14 protein-coding genes and 1 tRNA gene are annotated in these 16409 nt (G+C 54.3%); 7 read left to right on the plus strand and 8 right to left on the minus strand.

Annotated features, from left to right (window positions below; translation table 11 throughout):
* Nucleotides 1-90 (minus strand) — tRNA-Ser (locus HEQ34_RS11065).
* Between the two features lie 276 nt (nt 91-366).
* Here HEQ34_RS11065 and HEQ34_RS11070 point away from each other — a divergent pair.
* From HEQ34_RS11070 to mazG, 7 genes are all read left to right on the plus strand, one after another.
* Nucleotides 367-1323 carry a lytic transglycosylase domain-containing protein gene (locus HEQ34_RS11070; protein WP_296200434.1) on the plus strand — a complete coding sequence of 319 codons (957 nt, stop codon included), beginning with the start codon at nt 367-369 and terminating at the stop codon, nt 1321-1323.
* A 150-nt stretch (nt 1324-1473) separates the two neighbouring features.
* Nucleotides 1474-2121, plus strand: a complete 648-nt coding sequence (gene tmk / locus HEQ34_RS11075) for a dTMP kinase (RefSeq protein WP_296200371.1) — start codon at nt 1474-1476, stop codon at nt 2119-2121.
* On the plus strand, nt 2118-3083 hold the full coding sequence (locus HEQ34_RS11080) for a DNA polymerase III subunit delta' (RefSeq protein WP_296200373.1): 966 nt from the start codon (nt 2118-2120) through the stop codon (nt 3081-3083). Before tmk ends, HEQ34_RS11080 begins: the two co-directional genes overlap by 4 nt.
* 18 nt (nt 3084-3101) lie before the next feature.
* A complete protein-coding gene (metG, locus tag HEQ34_RS11085; protein WP_296200375.1) occupies nt 3102-4670 on the plus strand; it encodes a methionine--tRNA ligase in 1569 nt (522 codons plus the stop codon).
* A complete protein-coding gene (locus HEQ34_RS11090) occupies nt 4670-5446 on the plus strand; it encodes a TatD family hydrolase (protein ID WP_296200377.1) in 777 nt (258 codons plus the stop codon). Before metG ends, HEQ34_RS11090 begins: the two co-directional genes overlap by 1 nt.
* Nucleotides 5443-6039 carry a TIGR02281 family clan AA aspartic protease gene (locus HEQ34_RS11095; protein WP_296200379.1) on the plus strand — a complete coding sequence of 199 codons (597 nt, stop codon included), beginning with the start codon at nt 5443-5445 and terminating at the stop codon, nt 6037-6039. Before HEQ34_RS11090 ends, HEQ34_RS11095 begins: the two co-directional genes overlap by 4 nt.
* Nucleotides 6040-6131: 92 nt before the next feature.
* On the plus strand, nt 6132-6896 hold the full coding sequence (mazG, locus tag HEQ34_RS11100; RefSeq protein WP_296200381.1) for a nucleoside triphosphate pyrophosphohydrolase: 765 nt from the start codon (nt 6132-6134) through the stop codon (nt 6894-6896).
* Nucleotides 6897-6905: 9 nt separating this feature from the next.
* Here the strand turns inward: mazG and hflX are convergent, their stop codons facing one another.
* The 7 genes from hflX to dusB all read right to left on the minus strand — a co-directional run bounded on the left by hflX (nt 6906) and on the right by dusB (nt 16397).
* Entirely contained in the window at nt 6906-8243 is a 1338-nt protein-coding gene (hflX, locus tag HEQ34_RS11105) for a GTPase HflX (RefSeq protein ID WP_296200383.1), read from the minus strand.
* Nucleotides 8240-8737 (minus strand): RNA chaperone Hfq, encoded by a 498-nt coding sequence (gene hfq / locus HEQ34_RS11110; protein WP_296200385.1) that lies wholly within the window; start codon nt 8735-8737, stop codon nt 8240-8242. Before hfq ends, hflX begins: the two co-directional genes overlap by 4 nt.
* 115 nt (nt 8738-8852) lie before the next feature.
* Nucleotides 8853-10253 (minus strand): sigma-54 dependent transcriptional regulator, encoded by a 1401-nt coding sequence (locus tag HEQ34_RS11115; protein WP_296200387.1) that lies wholly within the window; start codon nt 10251-10253, stop codon nt 8853-8855.
* 1 nt (nt 10254) lies between these two features.
* Nucleotides 10255-12519 carry an ATP-binding protein gene (locus HEQ34_RS11120; protein ID WP_296200389.1) on the minus strand — a complete coding sequence of 755 codons (2265 nt, stop codon included), beginning with the start codon at nt 12517-12519 and terminating at the stop codon, nt 10255-10257.
* Between the two features lie 348 nt (nt 12520-12867).
* Entirely contained in the window at nt 12868-14310 is a 1443-nt protein-coding gene (locus HEQ34_RS11125) for a sigma 54-interacting transcriptional regulator (protein ID WP_296200390.1), read from the minus strand.
* A complete protein-coding gene (locus tag HEQ34_RS11130) occupies nt 14307-15398 on the minus strand; it encodes an ATP-binding protein (RefSeq protein ID WP_296200392.1) in 1092 nt (363 codons plus the stop codon). Before HEQ34_RS11130 ends, HEQ34_RS11125 begins: the two co-directional genes overlap by 4 nt.
* 3 nt (nt 15399-15401) lie before the next feature.
* Entirely contained in the window at nt 15402-16397 is a 996-nt protein-coding gene (dusB, locus tag HEQ34_RS11135) for a tRNA dihydrouridine synthase DusB (protein WP_296200393.1), read from the minus strand.
* Nucleotides 16398-16409: the final 12 nt, after the last annotated feature.

Consider the following 16409-nt stretch of genomic DNA (forward strand, 5'->3'; position numbering starts at 1 on the left):
TGGCGGACAGGGTGGGATTCGAACCCACGGTGGGCTTCCACCCACGACGGTTTTCAAGACCGTTGCCTTAAACCACTCGGCCACCTGTCCGCTTACGATGCGTCCCCTAGCTAGTGCGCTTTACGATGGCAAGCGTAGATGATGTGCCGCTTGGCCAAGCCACGCGATGAAATGGTTGTTCGACAAGACCAAAACAATTCACAGCCTGTATTGTCTGTGGCACTATGTCCCAATCAAATATGAGGGAGTCCAGTGCGCTTTTACCGTAAAATTGTGATGACGATGGCAATATGTGCGAGTGCTTCGGTGCTTGGCCCGGCGGGTCTGGCGCAGGATGGGGCCGCTGGCTCTGCACCGGGCACAGAAATGCAGGAGGACGGTTTCCGGTCCTATCTGGCGGCGGTGCGGCAACGCGCTCTGCGTGAGGGTGTGACACAAGCGACGCTCGACCGCGTGTTGCCGTCGATTACCTATAATGACCGCGTGGTGCGGCTTGACCGGCAGCAGCCCGAAGGTGCGTCCAGCGCGCCCTTGCCCAACTTTGCGCCGTATAAGGCGCGCCATGTCGATGCATCGCGCATCAGCCGGGGCCGCGCCAAATATACAGAGCTTCGCCCTTTGCTCCAGCGGATTGAGGATGAGACCGGCGTGCCTGAAGAAATCATGATCGCCATTTACGGGCATGAGACCAATTATGGGTCCGTCATGGGCAATTTCAACGCACCCGAAGCCTTGGCCTCTTTGGCCTATGAAGGACGTCGCCGGGCGTTGTTTGAAGGCGAGTTGATCGCGGCGCTCAAAATGATCGACAAAGGCGTGCCGCAATATGCGATCACCGGAAGCTGGGCCGGGGCGCTGGGTAAGCCGCAATTTCTGCCGTCGGTATATTTGCGGCTTGCCCGCGATGGTGATGGTGACGGCTATGCCGACATTTGGCGTAGCGAAGTCGATGCCATGACCTCTATTGCCAATTATTTCGTCAATGCGGGCTGGCGGCGTGGTGAATTATGGGGATTTGCGGTCGATGTGCCGGCGTCGTTCAATCGCGGCGTCATGCGGTCGCTTATGTCGTCGCCGCGATGCCCCCGCGTCTTTGCACGGCACAGCCAATGGCGGACAATCGCCGAATGGCGGGAATTGGGAATATCACCGCAGCGGGGGTTTTGGCCGAATGACAATATGATGGCGACGTTGATTGAACCCGATGGTGTTGGCAATACGGCCTATCTGCTCGGCGGGAATTACCGCGTCATATTGGATTATAATTGTTCGAATTTCTATGCGCTGTCGGTCGGATTGTTGGCGGACGAATTGCGCAATTAGGTTTTGGAGTGGCGTCTGCTGACCGCTATACGCGGCGGATAAATTCGCCTATCGGATGGCGAGAGCAAATGGCCCTGCCATTCGCGTTATATGACGACGGAACAGATATTTTATGCCTGATACTGCGGACGACTTAACGAGCCAGCCAATATGGGTGCGCCTGTGACCGCGCGCGGCCGTTTCATATCCATTGAAGGCGGCGAGGGGGTTGGCAAATCGACCCAGATTGCGGCGCTTGCCGCGTTCATCACCCAACATGGATTTGAGGTATTGTTAACCCGCGAACCAGGTGGGACCGAGGGCGCGGAAACCATCCGGCAGTTGCTCCTTGGCGGAAGCGCGGAACGGTGGATGCCACGCGCCGAGGCATTGTTGTTCGCCGCCGCACGCAGCGACCATGTCGACCGTCTTATCGAGCCAGCCTTGGCCAGCGGGAAATGGGTCATTTCCGACCGCTTTATCGACAGCAGTCGGGCCTATCAGGGTGCGGGCTCCGGCCTGTCCGATGCTGACATCATGACGCTGCATCAGATCGGCAGCCATGGCATGTTGCCCGACCGAACCTTAGTGTTGCGGCTCGATACCAAAGAGGCCGCAAACCGCGCGGCTGCACGTGACCAGAACCAGCCCGACCGAATTCAGGGCCGCACGGAGACCTTCCATTCGGACGTCGATATCGCCTTTGTGAGCTTTGCCGAGTGTGAACCGCGCGTGCGGCTTGTCGATGCGTCGGGTGCAGCGGACGAGGTAACCGCGCGCTTACTGACCGAAATTAGCGACCTGTTGGAGCCTGCATGAACGATTATGTCGGACATGATAAGGCGTGGCGGCAGTTCGCGACCGCTTGTGATGGTAATAAGATCCACCACGGCTGGATTTTATCTGGGCCACGCGGCATTGGCAAGTCTGCCTTTGCACTGCGGGCTGCGGCCATGCTGGTTGACCCGGAGAATGCTTATGGGAGCATGATTGCGCGTGGGTCGCATCCCGATATCCTGTCCGTGAAGCGGCTACCCAAGGAGCCGTTGAAGGAGGATGAGGACATTGATGATGCCACCGAGTTCAAGCGCAGCATTACCGTCGATCAAATCCGCGGGCTGCAACATTCGCTGACCACACGTCCGGGCTTAAGCAACAGACGCGCGATCATCATCGATGCTGCGGACGACCTGGAGCGGGGTGGGGCCAACGCCTTGCTCAAGTCGCTGGAGGAACCGCCGGTTGGCACCTTTTTCTTCCTCGTGAGCCACGCCAGTGACCGATTGCTGCCCACCATTCGGTCGCGCTGCCAGATCCTTCGGTTTGAGGCATTGAGTGACGCCGACATGACCAACGTTTTGCACCGCGCGGTACCAGAGGTCGGTGCGGACGAGCTTCAAGCCCTTATCCGCTTGGGCAATGGCACACCGGGGCAAGCGCTTGATTTTCTTGGCCTTGACCTCAAGGAAATTGAGGACGCCATGATGTCGATCTTGCGTACGGGTGACCGCGACAATGCACTGCGCAGTGGTTTAGCAGACAGGCTGGCGTTAAAGGCTGCACAGCCGCGTTATGAGGCTTTCTTGCGCCGTGCGCCGTCCCTGATCGCGGAATACACCCGCAAGCTTGATGCCACGCAGGCGAGTAATGGTGTCGCCGCTTGGGAGGCAGCAAGCGGGCTTGCCGCGCGGGCCATTGCGTTAAGTTTGGACAAACAAAGCGTTGTCTTCCAAATGGGAAGCTTGCTGGCATCGATTCAAGCGCATACAGCGCGCCCATAGCCAATATTAAGAGTTTCCATGTCCGAACCTTTCTACATCACCACCGCAATCGCTTATCCCAATGGGAAACCGCACATCGGCCACGCCTATGAGGCAATTGCCACAGATGCTATTGCACGTTTTCAGCGGCTGAATGGCCGAGAAGTCTGTTTCGTCACTGGCACGGACGAACATGGCCTAAAAATGGACCAGACGGCACGCGGGTTGGGCAGGGCAACGCGCGATCTTGCGGATGAAATGTCATCCTATTTCAAACAAATGTGCGTAACACTTGATATTTCTTTCGACCATTTTTGCCGAACGACAGCCGATAGCCATCACACAGCGAGCCAGGCGATCTGGAAACGACTTGAGGCCAATGGCGATCTCTATCTGGACCGCTACGAGGGGTGGTACTCTGTCCGCGACGAAGCTTATTATGACGAAGCCGAGCTTACCGACGGGGAAGGGGGACAAAAGCTGTCGCCCCAGGGTACACCCGTTGAATGGACCGTTGAAGAAAGCTGGTTTTTTAGGCTCTCCAAATATGAACAACCTTTGTTGGATTATTACGCCGCGAACCCGGGTTTTATGCGCCCCGACAGCCGCAAGAACGAAACCGTCAAATTTGTCGAAGGCGGGTTGAAGGACTTATCCGTTTCGCGCACCAGCTTTGACTGGGGGGTTAAGGTTCCGGGCAGCGAGAACCATGTCATGTATGTCTGGCTGGATGCGCTGACCACCTATATCTCCGCCATTGGCTTTCCAAATGACACCGAAGAATGGCGCAAATTCTGGCCAGCTAGCATCCATATCATCGGCAAGGACATTGTCCGGTTCCACACCGTATATTGGCCCGCATTCCTGATGTCGGCAGGCTTGCCCTTGCCAAAAATGGTATTCGGCCACGGCTTTCTGTTGTCGCGCGGGGAGAAAATGTCGAAATCCTTGGGCAATGTCGTCGACCCAATGGAACTAGCGCAGCTCTTTGGCGTCGACGCATTGCGCTATTTCCTGCTGCGCGAAGTCAGCTTTGGGCAGGATGGCAGCTATAGTCCCGAAGCCATTGTGACGCGGGTAAACGCTGATTTGGCGAACAGTTTTGGCAACCTGGCGCAGCGGACATTGTCGCTGATTTTCAAAAACTGCGAAGGCTATCTTCCTGCGATTCACGGCCATCATGCTGATGACCAGGCCTTGCTGGAATTGGTCGGCAATGTCGTTTCGACGCAAATTCCGGTGCATTTCGAAGAACTGGCCATGTCGCAGGCTTTGGAAACTTGGATGCAGGCCGTGTTTGCATGTAACGCCTATGTCGACGTGCAGGCACCATGGGCACTTAAGAAAACCGATCCCGAGCGGATGGAGACGGTGTTGGCGACGTTATTCATCTGCATCGCGCAATTAGCCATAGCCGTGCAGCCAATCATTCCCGGGTCAGCCACTAAGCTGCTCGATCAAATGGGTGTGCCGCAGGATGTGCGTAATTATGCGCGTGCCGGGTCGCATTGGTTTTCGCCGCTGGCCGAAGGCGGTTTCCAAATTGCCCAACCAACAGGACTGTTTCCGCGGCTTGAATTGCCAGCGGAGGAGGGGGCCTCCGTCTGATGTTTGTCGATTCCCACTGCCACCTCAATTACAAGGGCTTGGTTGAACAACAGGCTGAGATACTAAAGCGGGCGCGCGAAAGCGGAGTGTCGGCGATGCTCAATATTTCGACGCGAGAGCGCGAGTGGGATGAGGTCATTGGCCTTGCCGAGCAAGAAAAGGATGTGTGGGCATCCGTCGGCATTCACCCGCATGAGGCCGACCAACATGTCGGCATGGACTGTGCTAAACTCGTTGCAAAGTCCGCACATCCCCGTGTGGTTGCTATTGGCGAGACAGGCCTCGATTATTATTACGACAAAAGCGACCGGGCGCAGCAATGCACGGGGTTTCGCGAGCATATTAAGGCGTCGCGCGAAACTGGCCTGCCGATCATCATCCACACCCGCGATGCGGAAGCCGACACGGCAGCGATACTGACCGAAGAAATGCGGGAAGGGCCATTCACCGGCGTTATTCATTGCTTTACCGCCAGTGCCGAATTTGCGCGGGTTGCGTTGGAGTTGGGTCTGTATATCTCGTTGTCGGGTATCGTAACGTTTAAGAACGCCAAAGACCTTCAAGATATAGCCAAATGGTTACCCGCAGATCGATTGCTGGTGGAAACCGATGCCCCGTTTTTGGCGCCGATACCGCATCGCGGCAGAACCGGTGAGCCAGCCTTTGTGGCCGATACCGCGCGCTTTGTGGCACAGCTACGTGACGTTGCAGCGGAAAGCCTTGCACAGCAAACTTCAGACAATTTCTACGACCTGTTTACGAAAGCAAGTCGATGAACATCATGGAAGACGGACCATCGATGATTTGGGGCGTTGTTTGCCTATTGCTACTTGTTAGCTCGCTTGCCGCGCGCCGCTTACCCTTGGGCTATGTTGCCAAGGCAGGGCTTGCTTGGATCGCCATTTTTGCGACCTTATTTGCCATTTTCAGCTTCCGGTTTGAATTTATCGGCATCTGGGATCGCGTTAAAGCCGACATATCGGGCACCGCCGGACAAAATATCAGCAGCGAAGCAATAGAGTTGCGCCGTCAGGATGATGGCCATTATTGGCTCACGGTCAACATAAACGGCAAACCCGTCCGCTTCATGGTCGACAGTGGCGCGACGATGACAGCGATCAATGCGACTACAGCGAGAGAAGCTGGCGTTGAAGCCGATGGCTATCCAATCATCCTTGGCACCGCAAACGGCCGTATAGCCGCCAAGCGCGGCGTCGTCCGTTTATTGGCGGTTGGCCCGCACAGCATCGAGAACCATCAAGTTGTCGTGTCGGAGCGTTTTGGCGAGGTCAATGTACTGGGCATGAACTTCCTCAACAGCATGCAAAGTTGGCGCGTGGAAGCGAATATGATGGTCCTACGACCATGAATAAGCCCATTGCAATTGACGCTTATGCAATGCTGATATTACGAATTACTTAACATAATATATATTATCGAACTTATTGATATGGTGAACCGATGAGCGCTGACATTACCCCTCTTACGGATATCATGGTGCGCCTGCGTGATCGTGACACAGGCTGTCCCTGGGATATTGAGCAAAACTTTGCGACGATTGCGCCATATACAATTGAAGAAGCCTATGAAGTTGCCGATGCGATTGAGCGTAATGATCTGGTATCGCTCAAGGATGAACTTGGCGACCTGCTGCTTCAGGTCGTGTTTCATTGCCAGATGGCTTCCGAACTTGGCGCGTTCAACTTGCAAGACGTCGTTAGTGGCATTTGTGATAAAATGGTGCGTCGCCATCCGCATGTGTTCGGGGATGCCACAGCTACACGTCATGAGGTGCCGGACAATTGGGAAGCCATAAAAGCCGCCGAACGCAGCGGAGATGAAGACAACAGCGCGTTAGCAGGAGTCGCCATCGCCCTTCCCGCTTTATTGCGCGCACAGAAAATTCAAAAACGCGCGGCGCGCACAGGGTTTGATTGGCCAGACCAGTCAGGTGCACGTGATAAAATAATAGAGGAATTAGAAGAAGTTAGCGAAGCTAATTCAGCCGAACAGGTAGAGGAAGAAATAGGCGATTTGCTATTCGCCGTCGTCAACTTCGCGCGCTTTCATAAAGTGGACGCAGAACATGCACTGAAGCAAGCGAGCGCCAAGTTCGAACGGCGGTTTCGCGACATGGAAATGTCTGCCGGCAACGCTTTTGTGGGTTTGTCACTCGATGAAAAAGAAGAACTTTGGCAACAAGCGAAAGTAAAAGAGAAAAATTAAGACACAGGCTTAAGTTTCGGCCTGTTCGATCTGTTTTTCGAACTGTTTTTCGAACTGGCCCCACAATTGGCGGCTCAATGACACATCGATTGAGACAATGTCACCGTCAACATACTGCCTGCTCACCACACCGCGTCCATGCAACCAAGCTAAAGCAGCGCCATCGTCAGTGCGCAATTTGACAGTGCGCAGATCGTTTCCTTTGGCAATGAGCGCAGCCAAGTATGCCTTGAATACATCAATGCCCTCACCTGTCTCGGCCGATATCATCAAGATATTTTCATCGCGCGCGGCCATGCCGGATAACTCCGCCCGCCGAGCATCATCCAAAAGATCCAACTTGTTCCAAATTTCAACCATCCGGGGCTGATTCGCCTCCAGATCGTCGTCCAAAACGCCCAAATCGCGCAAAATCTGCAAAACATCGTCACGCTGCGCATCGCTCTCGGGATGAGAAATGTCACGCACATGGACGATAATGTCAGCCGATATGACTTCCTCCAACGTCGCGCGAAAGGCAGCGATCAATTGCGTTGGCAGGTCAGAGACGAAACCAACAGTGTCGGACAATATCGCCTTTTCCACCCCCGGTAGCGTAATTTGCCGCATCGTTGGGTCTAACGTCGCGAACAACATATCTTCGGCCAGGACGGTCGCACGCGTCAACCGATTGAACAAAGTCGATTTACCCGCGTTGGTATAGCCCACCAAAGCAATCACCGGCCAAGGTGCGCGTTTGCGCCGGGCGCGATGCAAAGAACGGGTCCTTTTCACCTCCTCCAATTCGCGCCGCAACCGCGCCATGCGGTCCCGGATCATACGACGGTCGGCCTCAATCTGCGTTTCACCTGGACCGCCCAGAAAGCCGAAACCACCGCGCTGCCGCTCCAAGTGAGTCCAGCTACGGACCAAGCGACCCGCTTGATAGTCAAGGTGCGCTAACTCGACCTGCAGCCGTCCTTCGGCTGTAGCCGCGCGTTCGCCAAAAATTTCCAGGATCAGCCCAGTCCGATCAATCGTCTTCAGTCCGGTGCGTTCTTCAAGATTACGTTGCTGTATGGCGGTCAGCGAAGCATCCACAATCAGAAGATCGGCCTCAAGATCACGGCCCATTTCGGCTATTTCTTCAACCTGACCACCGCCGAGCAGCGTCACCGCCCGCGGTGAACGCACCCGATAATGCTTTTTGCGAACAACATTCAGGCCAATCGCGAGTGCAAGCCCCTCAGCTTCGGCAAGGCGCGCCTCCGGACCCACAGAGGCCCGTCCAGGCAGCTCTGGATAAATAACCAAAGCGCGCGCGCCACGCGCGAACTCATCAGTCTCGCTGCGTTCAAACCCGCTCAAATATCAATCTCGTCGACGCCCTGATTATATTCCGCAAGGTTAACGGCGTGCGCTGGCTGAATGGTGGATATGGCATGCTTATATACAAGCTGCGTCGTGCCATCACGTTCCAGCATGACCGAAAAAAGGTCATAAGCGACAATAGCGCCCTGAAGCATCACGCCATTCACCAGAAACGTCGTAACGGATTCATTCTTATCACACATAGCGTAAAGAAAAACATCCTGCAGTATGCCAGGCCGGTGCGTGGTGCGCGACATCATATCATCGAATAATGAACGGTCCGGTGAAGTCGACGGCATAATTGTCGATATAGAATGCTTATAGACAAGCTGCGACATGCCATCGCGGCGCAACAGCACCGAGAAGTTGTCAAACCACGTTACAACACCTTGAAGTTTTACGCCCTTCACCAAAAACATAGTCACAGGGGTCTTCGATTTTCTGAGGGAGTTCAGAAAGAGGTCTTGAAGTCCGTTATTTTTTTCAGTCATTGTGATTATCCGTTTATATTTATCGTTACGCCGAATGTCGCAGATTGCCCATCAAGCAACCACAAAGCACAGCAATATGGATATTACACGAATAACACCAACTTCGCAATTGCACTCAAGACTCTGCGTCGTCGCTAAAATCGATTGCATTTTTGCGGACGGAAATGCCCAATAGCTTTAGCTTCCGGTGCAGCGCTGAGCGCTCCATACCGACAAAAGCCGCTGTTTTTGAGATATTGCCGGAAAAACGTTTGATCTGCACCCGCAAATATTCGCGTTCAAATGCTTCGCGCGCCTCACGTAATGGCGCTCCCATAAGAGACGTTACATTATGTTCTGCGCCTTCATAGCTGTTGATGATTTCTGACGGCAGCATATCAGCCTCAATTGTCGCAACGCCTTCTGCCGGCGCCAATATGATGGTGCGTTCAATGATGTTACGCAATTGCCGGACGTTGCCCGGCCATTCGCATGCCTGAAGTGCTGCCATCGCATCGCCCGAGAAGTTAGGTGGCGAAATGCGATGTTCAGATGCAAAGCGCGCGGCATAATGGTTGACGAGGTCGGGGATATCTTCGCGCCGCCCTGACAAGGGTGGAATTTCGACCGGAACGACGTTTAACCTGTAAAACAAATCTTCGCGGAACCGGCCTTCGGAAATTTCGACAGCCAGATCACGCGCAGTGGCCGACACAAAGCGGACGTCGACACGTATTTGCCGGTCACCGCCTACCCGAACGAAGCTCTGGTCAGTTAACACCCGCAGGATCTTGCCTTGTGTGGTGCGCGGCATGTCTGCAACTTCGTCTAGGAACAGTGTCCCGCCATGCGCTTTCTCCAACATGCCCGCCTGCACGAGACGGCCATCCTGTTCGATTCCAAACAATTCTTCGTCAAATCTTTCAGGAGACAATCGCGCGGCACTTACGGACACGAAAGGCGACCCTGCCCGCGGGCTCCAGCTATGCAGCAACCGTGCAGCAACCTCTTTGCCCACACCTGCCGGTCCAGTGATAAGCATTCGGCTTCCTGTGCCAGCGACCTTCTTCAGCGTTGCGCGTACCGCGTTGATCGATACCGACGAACCGGTTAGTTCCTCCGAATGCCCAACACGCGCCTTAAGGTCGGCATTTTCAGCACGCAGCCGTTCCGTTTCGGTTGCCTTTGAAACGAGGTGCAGCAACTTGCTGGCTTCAAATGGCTTTTCGATAAAATCGACCGCACCTTGCCCAATGGCAGCAACAGCAGTGTCGATATTCCCATGGCCCGAGAACACGATAACCGGGATTTGCGGATCGCGGATTTTGATGGCGCGCAGTAACTCAATCCCGTCCATGGAAGACCCGCGCAGCCAAACGTCCAGAAGGATAAGCGACGGAAGCCGTTCATCCAGTGCAGCCAATGCTTCATCTGCGGAGGCTGCGGTTCTGGTGCCGTATCCTTCGTCATCAAGGACACCGGAGACCAAGTCCCGAATGTCTTGTTCATCGTCTACAATCAGTATGTCGAGTGCCATATTAGCCCATAACCTCATCTGAATTGGAAGGTGGCGGGGACGCATTTAGCTTCCCCACGCGCAACGCCACGATTTCCGGATTGAACTTCAACGTCACAACCGCGCCATCTGGCTTGTTGTCAGACAGAGAAATCTCTCCGAAATGTTCCTCGATAATCTTTTTCACGATGGCCAGGCCAAGCCCCGAACCTGTTGCCCGGTTGGTGATATAGGGCTCCATAATCCGCTGACGATCCGACGGCAGGCCAATACCATTATCTGCAATCCGAATGGTCAGGCCGCTGTCTTCCACCACCAGATCGACAACAATCGCACCGTCGACGTCGCCCATTTTCTTTTTCTCTTCAATCGATTCTACCGCATTTTTGAGAATATTCGTGATCGCCTGCCCCAGCTGACGCCGGTCGGAGATCAATGTGGGAAACGAGCCATCCTGATTATAGGTAAAGCTGATATCGGGATGTGCCACCTCAAACATGAACACTGCATGGCCCACAATGTCATGAACGTTTTCGGCACGGAACAACGGCTTCGGCATGCGTGCAAAGGACGAGAATTCGTCGACGATGTTACGCAAGTCACCGACTTGGCGGACGATTGTGCTCGTCAACTGCTCGAATATTGCTTCGTCTTGGACAATATTTTTGCCAAACCGCCGTTGCAGGCGCTCTGCGGCCAACTGTATCGGGGTCAGCGGATTTTTGATTTCATGAGCAATACGGCGCGCAACGTCCGACCATGCCGCGCTGCGTTGGTCTGCCAATTGCTGGCTAATATCTTCAAAGGTCACCACACTGCCCTGCTCTCGCGGGGAGACGGTTACAGCCACCGTGAGTGGTTCAGGTCCATCCGCCAATTGCACCACGCCGCGCGGGCTTTCGCTGGCTAATGCAGCCAGTGTAGGCGCGACGCTTGCAAACTTTTGACCCACGATCGTTTTGAATGTATTTTTCAGCAGCTTTTCCGCAGTAGAGTTGGCGAGTTGTACCACGCCATCCCCATCGATAGAAACCACACCGGCGGACACAGATTCAAGAACGGCCTCGATAAATAGACGTCGTTCACCGAGTTGATGATTGGTCGCTAACAACACGCTGGTCTGTTGCTGCAGCCGTTCGGTCATGCGGTTGAAGGATTGCGCAAGAAAGGCAACTTCATCGTTGCGGTATTGGTCAATTGTGACTCGCGCGGATAAATCACCCTCTGCAATCAATTGTGCAGCGTTCACGAGATTATTCACCGGACGTACAAGGCGGTCGGCAACCCGCAAGGCGACCCACAAAGTGATCCCGATAATCATCAACGACACAAAATACAGCGCAAGATTGAACTGGATTTGCAGCGTGCGTGCCCGACTGACCATATCGTCATAATCTTGAAGCACCGATTGCGCTTTTTTCCCAAGCGCGAAGGATGGAACTGATAAGGCGCGGCTTGCGTATAAATAGCTTCGCGGTGTGTCGAACAATATAGTGACAGCTTCAATTCTATCTGCGCGGCTGGTAATAACCATGCCCTCGCCTGCGTTCAGTTTCCTCAAAATGTCGGCAGCGATCCAGTCCTGCTTCCGGCCATCATTTTCAGTCGCGACCGCTTCTGTCCTTTGAACTCCATCGTCACCAACTGACACAATTGCAGATTCGCTTAACCGCCTGCGGAACACTTGGTCCAAGTAATAACTCAAAAAAGCGGGATCATTGGCGTTGGTTTGGCTTAATGCATTTCGGAAATCACCCGCCATCGTGACCGTTTCGTCGCCGACATCCTTGGCGTTTACTTCATAATAGCCCTTTGCCAATTCCCCCGCATTTTCCAACATCCCGCGCGCAGAGCCCGAGAACCAAAATTGGATACCGCTTTGAAACAGCAATGATGCGAAGATGACGAGAAGAACCGTAGGCACCGCAGTGATCGCCGAAAAAATCGCCACCAAACGGACGTGCAGCAATTGCTTGCTGCCAATATTGCTATTCTCCGCTCGCTTCAGCGCCACGCGCCGCCCGAAAAGAACAAGAAGCAATGTCGCTGGCAACAAGTTGCTCACCAGCATTGTCGCCGATGCAGCAGGCGCCAGTGGTTCCGATTGCGGCCCTTGCCCCACCAAAAGCATAGCCGTGACAAGGCCCGCGACGATCAACATCACGGCGCTGGCAATTTCCAAAAACTTTATGGACTGACTTTTGCCCAGAAGATCGGCAACCCGTTCGAAAAGACGACGGACAGCGGACGTTGCAGCGCGTTCTTCCTCAAGGTCCATTGTTGCCATAAAGACACTGTGGCATTCCTTGCGTTGCCTGAAAAGCACAAAATAGTGGTTTTCTGGCAACGTATCGCGTTAATTCATCCACCTAAGCCGTGAACGCATAAATATCACCTTCGCGGTTTGAGGCCATACTGTTCAGTGCAAGGCGGCAAGGCGCAGGCTTAGTGGTTCTAAGTCGCGCTTTGCCAACGCGGCAATGGACAAAATGGGTCAAATCCTTCGGACACCAAAATGGCTTCGATCTCGCAAGCAAAATGCCCTTGCAGGCAGAATGACTGCCTGCGGCGGCCATTTTGCTTCGATATCTTTGCCATTTTGACGCCGCGAAGGTGATATTTATGCGTTCACGGCCTAACGCCCGCCTGAAGGGCCAATGCCCCCACCTGAAGGGCCAATGCCATAGTCAGTCAATTTTTTACGCAAGGTATTGCGGTTTATACCCAACAAAGCCGCCGCCTTTAACTGATTACCCTTCACTTGCTTCATCACATGCTGAAGCAACGGGATTTCGAATTGCGCCAGTGCGCGTGGATATAGTTTTTCACGCATTGATCCGCGCTGACGCTGATCCCTTAAAAACTGCGCCACCGCTGCTTCAAAACTTGCCCCTTGGATGGGCGGTTCTGCGTCATGCGCCGGTTCAACAAATTGCATGATCGTCGCGTCCGTAATGGTATCTTCGCGACATAACAAAGCGAGACGGTAGACCAGGTTTTTCAGTTCGCGAATATTGCCGCGCCACGGCATCACCATCAAATGGCCAATGGCATTGTCATCGATTTTCCGCATCGGCAGACCATCTTTCGCCGCCATCATCAAGAAATGTTGCGCAAGCAGGCCAATATCTTCCGTCCGGTCGCGCAATGGCGGCATTTCGATCGGGACGACATTCAGGCGGTAGAATAAATCTTCACGAAAGCCGCCTTTTTCGATCAATGTTGGCAAATTCTGGTTGGTCGCTGCGACGATGCGTACATCTAAGCGGATGCTGGCTTTGCCGCCGATACGGCTAATGACGCCGCTTTGTAATGCGCGCAATAATCGTGTCTGCGCGTGCATGGGCATGTCGCCAATTTCGTCGAGGAATAATGTGCCGCCCTGGGCCTGTTCAAACCGACCGATGGATTGGCCAACGGCGCCCGTAAACGCGCCTTTTTCGTGGCCGAACAATTCAGCTTCAATCAGTTCGCTTGGGATCGCCGCCATGTTGACCGCGACAAAGGGGCCTGTTTTGCGGTGCCCCAGATTATGGATCGCGTCGGCTACCAGCTCCTTGCCCGTGCCGCTTTCGCCCGAGATTAGCACCGACAGGTCATTCCGCAAAAGCCGTGCGACCATGCGGTAAACATCCTGCATCGCAGCGCTTCTTCCAATCATAGGAAGATTGGCCTCGGTGAGCGACTCGAACGGATCTTGCGCCGTTGAGCGCCTCTTTTCGATGCCTTGCTTCACCGCCAGAACGAGATCATTCAGATCAAAGGGTTTTGGAAAATACTCAAACGCATCAATCTCGCTAGCGCGCACTGCGGTCTCCAGCGTGTTCTGCGCGGACATGATGATGACCGGCATGTCCGGCGTTTTTTCCATCGCCTCTTTCAACGTGGTCAGGCCATCGCTGTCTTTCAACATGACATCGGTCAGCATCAAATCAAAATGTCCACTGGCCAAAGCCGTGTCGCGCGCCGCCACGGAATCACATAATGATGTTTCGATATTCTCCGCTTGAAGCGCGGCGCTCACCACAAGGCCGATAGATGCGTCATCCTCAACAATGAGTACCCGTGGCGGTTTCATGCGTTCGTTTTCCCTGATGCAACCGGCAGCAACAGCCGGAACGTCGTTTGCCCCTGCGCAGCATCGCGTTCGAACAGCACGCGGCTGTTCATTTGCTGCACGAGTTTGCGCACAATGGCGAGGCCAAGCCCCTGCCCATCGCGTTTCGTGGTCACAAAGGGCGAAAACAGTTCGTCTAGTATATGTTCGGGCACGCCGGGGCCATTGTCCGAAATAGCGATCTCGACGGGCAATTTAATCGACCGCCGATCAACGTCAGCGTCCCTCAACGCACCGCTCATGACATAGCGGGTCGAAATGCCTATCACGCCATCAAGACGCCCTTGCAGCGCGTCTGTTGCGTTTTGCAGCAGATTGATGAGTATTTGAACCATCCCGTCGGCATCGATTAGAACATCTGGCAACGACGGGTCATAATTAATGGAAATTTCCGGCATGCCGCGGTTCGCTGCACGTAGCGAGCGAATGGCACGCTCAATCAGCAAGTGGATGTTGGCAGGCGCAAGTTCCGCCGGTTCCGAACGCCCAAGCTTTTGCATTTGGTCGAGCAAACGCGCAATGCGGTCGACTTCGTTCACGATCAATTCCGTCAGGGCGCGGTTTTTTTCATCGACGATCCGGGCCAGCAACTGCGCTGCGCCTTTGATACCCGCCAATGGGTTTTTTATCTCATGCCCCAATATGGCAGGCGCGCCCATCGCTTGCTGCTGCCCAATGTCGCGCTGATCGCCGATATGCTCTCGCCCGCCATTACGGGGCGATATGATGGCGATTCTCCATTCCGGCTCCTTCGACACCGAAGACAGGTTTATATCGACTGTAATGACGCCGTGGGGCGTTTTAAGCTCCATATCTTGGGCAGATATGTCGCCGTCCGGTGACAATAATGCCGCATTCATCCGCTCGCTTTCAAAAATGAGCGTTTCATCAATGCGTTGCCCCTCCAACCGCCGCCTACTCCGTCCGAAAAACGCCTCGCTGGCGTCATTGGCATAAGTTATGATGTGATCTGGGGAAATCAAAAGCACCGGAACCGCGATACTCGCCAGCATCTGGCCATAATCGGGACGATGCATGGCTTGCGACATAGATCAGGCCGCCGACTTGATCAGGAACGGTTCATAAAAGCGCGTCAATTCGTCGATCACGACATTTGGATCGTCAATACGGTTCATAAAGTTTCTGAACTCTGCCGACCCGTTCAGCCCCTTCGTATACCAGCCAATATGCTTGCGTGCGATACGCACCCCGACTTCGTTGCCATAATGGTCAAGCATGGCGCGATAATGGTTCATGATAAGGCGAAACTGCGTATCGATATTCGGGTCGTCGATGGTCTGTCCGGTCCGAAACCAGTGCATCATTTGGCCAAGCAACCATGGCTTACCATAAGCGCCTCGGCCAACCATCACGCCATCTGCGCCGCTCTGCACCAAAGCAGTTTGCGCGTCTTCAATATTGCAGATGTCGCCATTTACGATGACAGGCAATGACACCGCGTCTTTCACCTTACGCACAAAGGCCCAGTCAGCGGAGCCTTTGTACATCTGGTTCCGCGTACGGCCGTGCACGGTGATCATTTTTGCACCCAGATCCTCGGCAATATGCGCAAGCTCAGGCGCATTCAGGCTTCCATGGTCCCAACCCATGCGCATTTTGACAGTCACAGGCACCGACACGGCCTTCACCGTTGCCGCAATCAAGCTCGCGGCCAAGGGCAAATCCCGCATCAGCGCAGAGCCGGCGTCGCCATTGACAACTTTTTTGACCGGGCAACCCATGTTGATGTCGATGATGGCCGCACCGCGTTCTTCGTTCAGCTTGGCCGCTTCGCCCATTTCATAAGGGGTGCAACCGGCAAGCTGCATCGACACTGGCTCTTCAATGGCGTCCCATTCGCATTTTTGGATGCTTTGCCGCGTCTCACGGATCATCGCTTGGCTGGCGATCATCTCGGTGACGTTCAAGCCGGAACCAAACTCACGCACAATTTTGCGGAACGGCATATCGGTCACGCCAGTCATGGGCGCCAATATGACGGGACAATCAATTTTGATGTTGCCGATATGGATGGGTTTCAGTTGCATCTTCAAACACTG

Origin of the sequence: Sphingorhabdus sp., from assembly GCF_023910635.1 — a bacterium.
Classification (GTDB): Bacteria; Pseudomonadota; Alphaproteobacteria; order Sphingomonadales; family Sphingomonadaceae; genus Sphingorhabdus_B.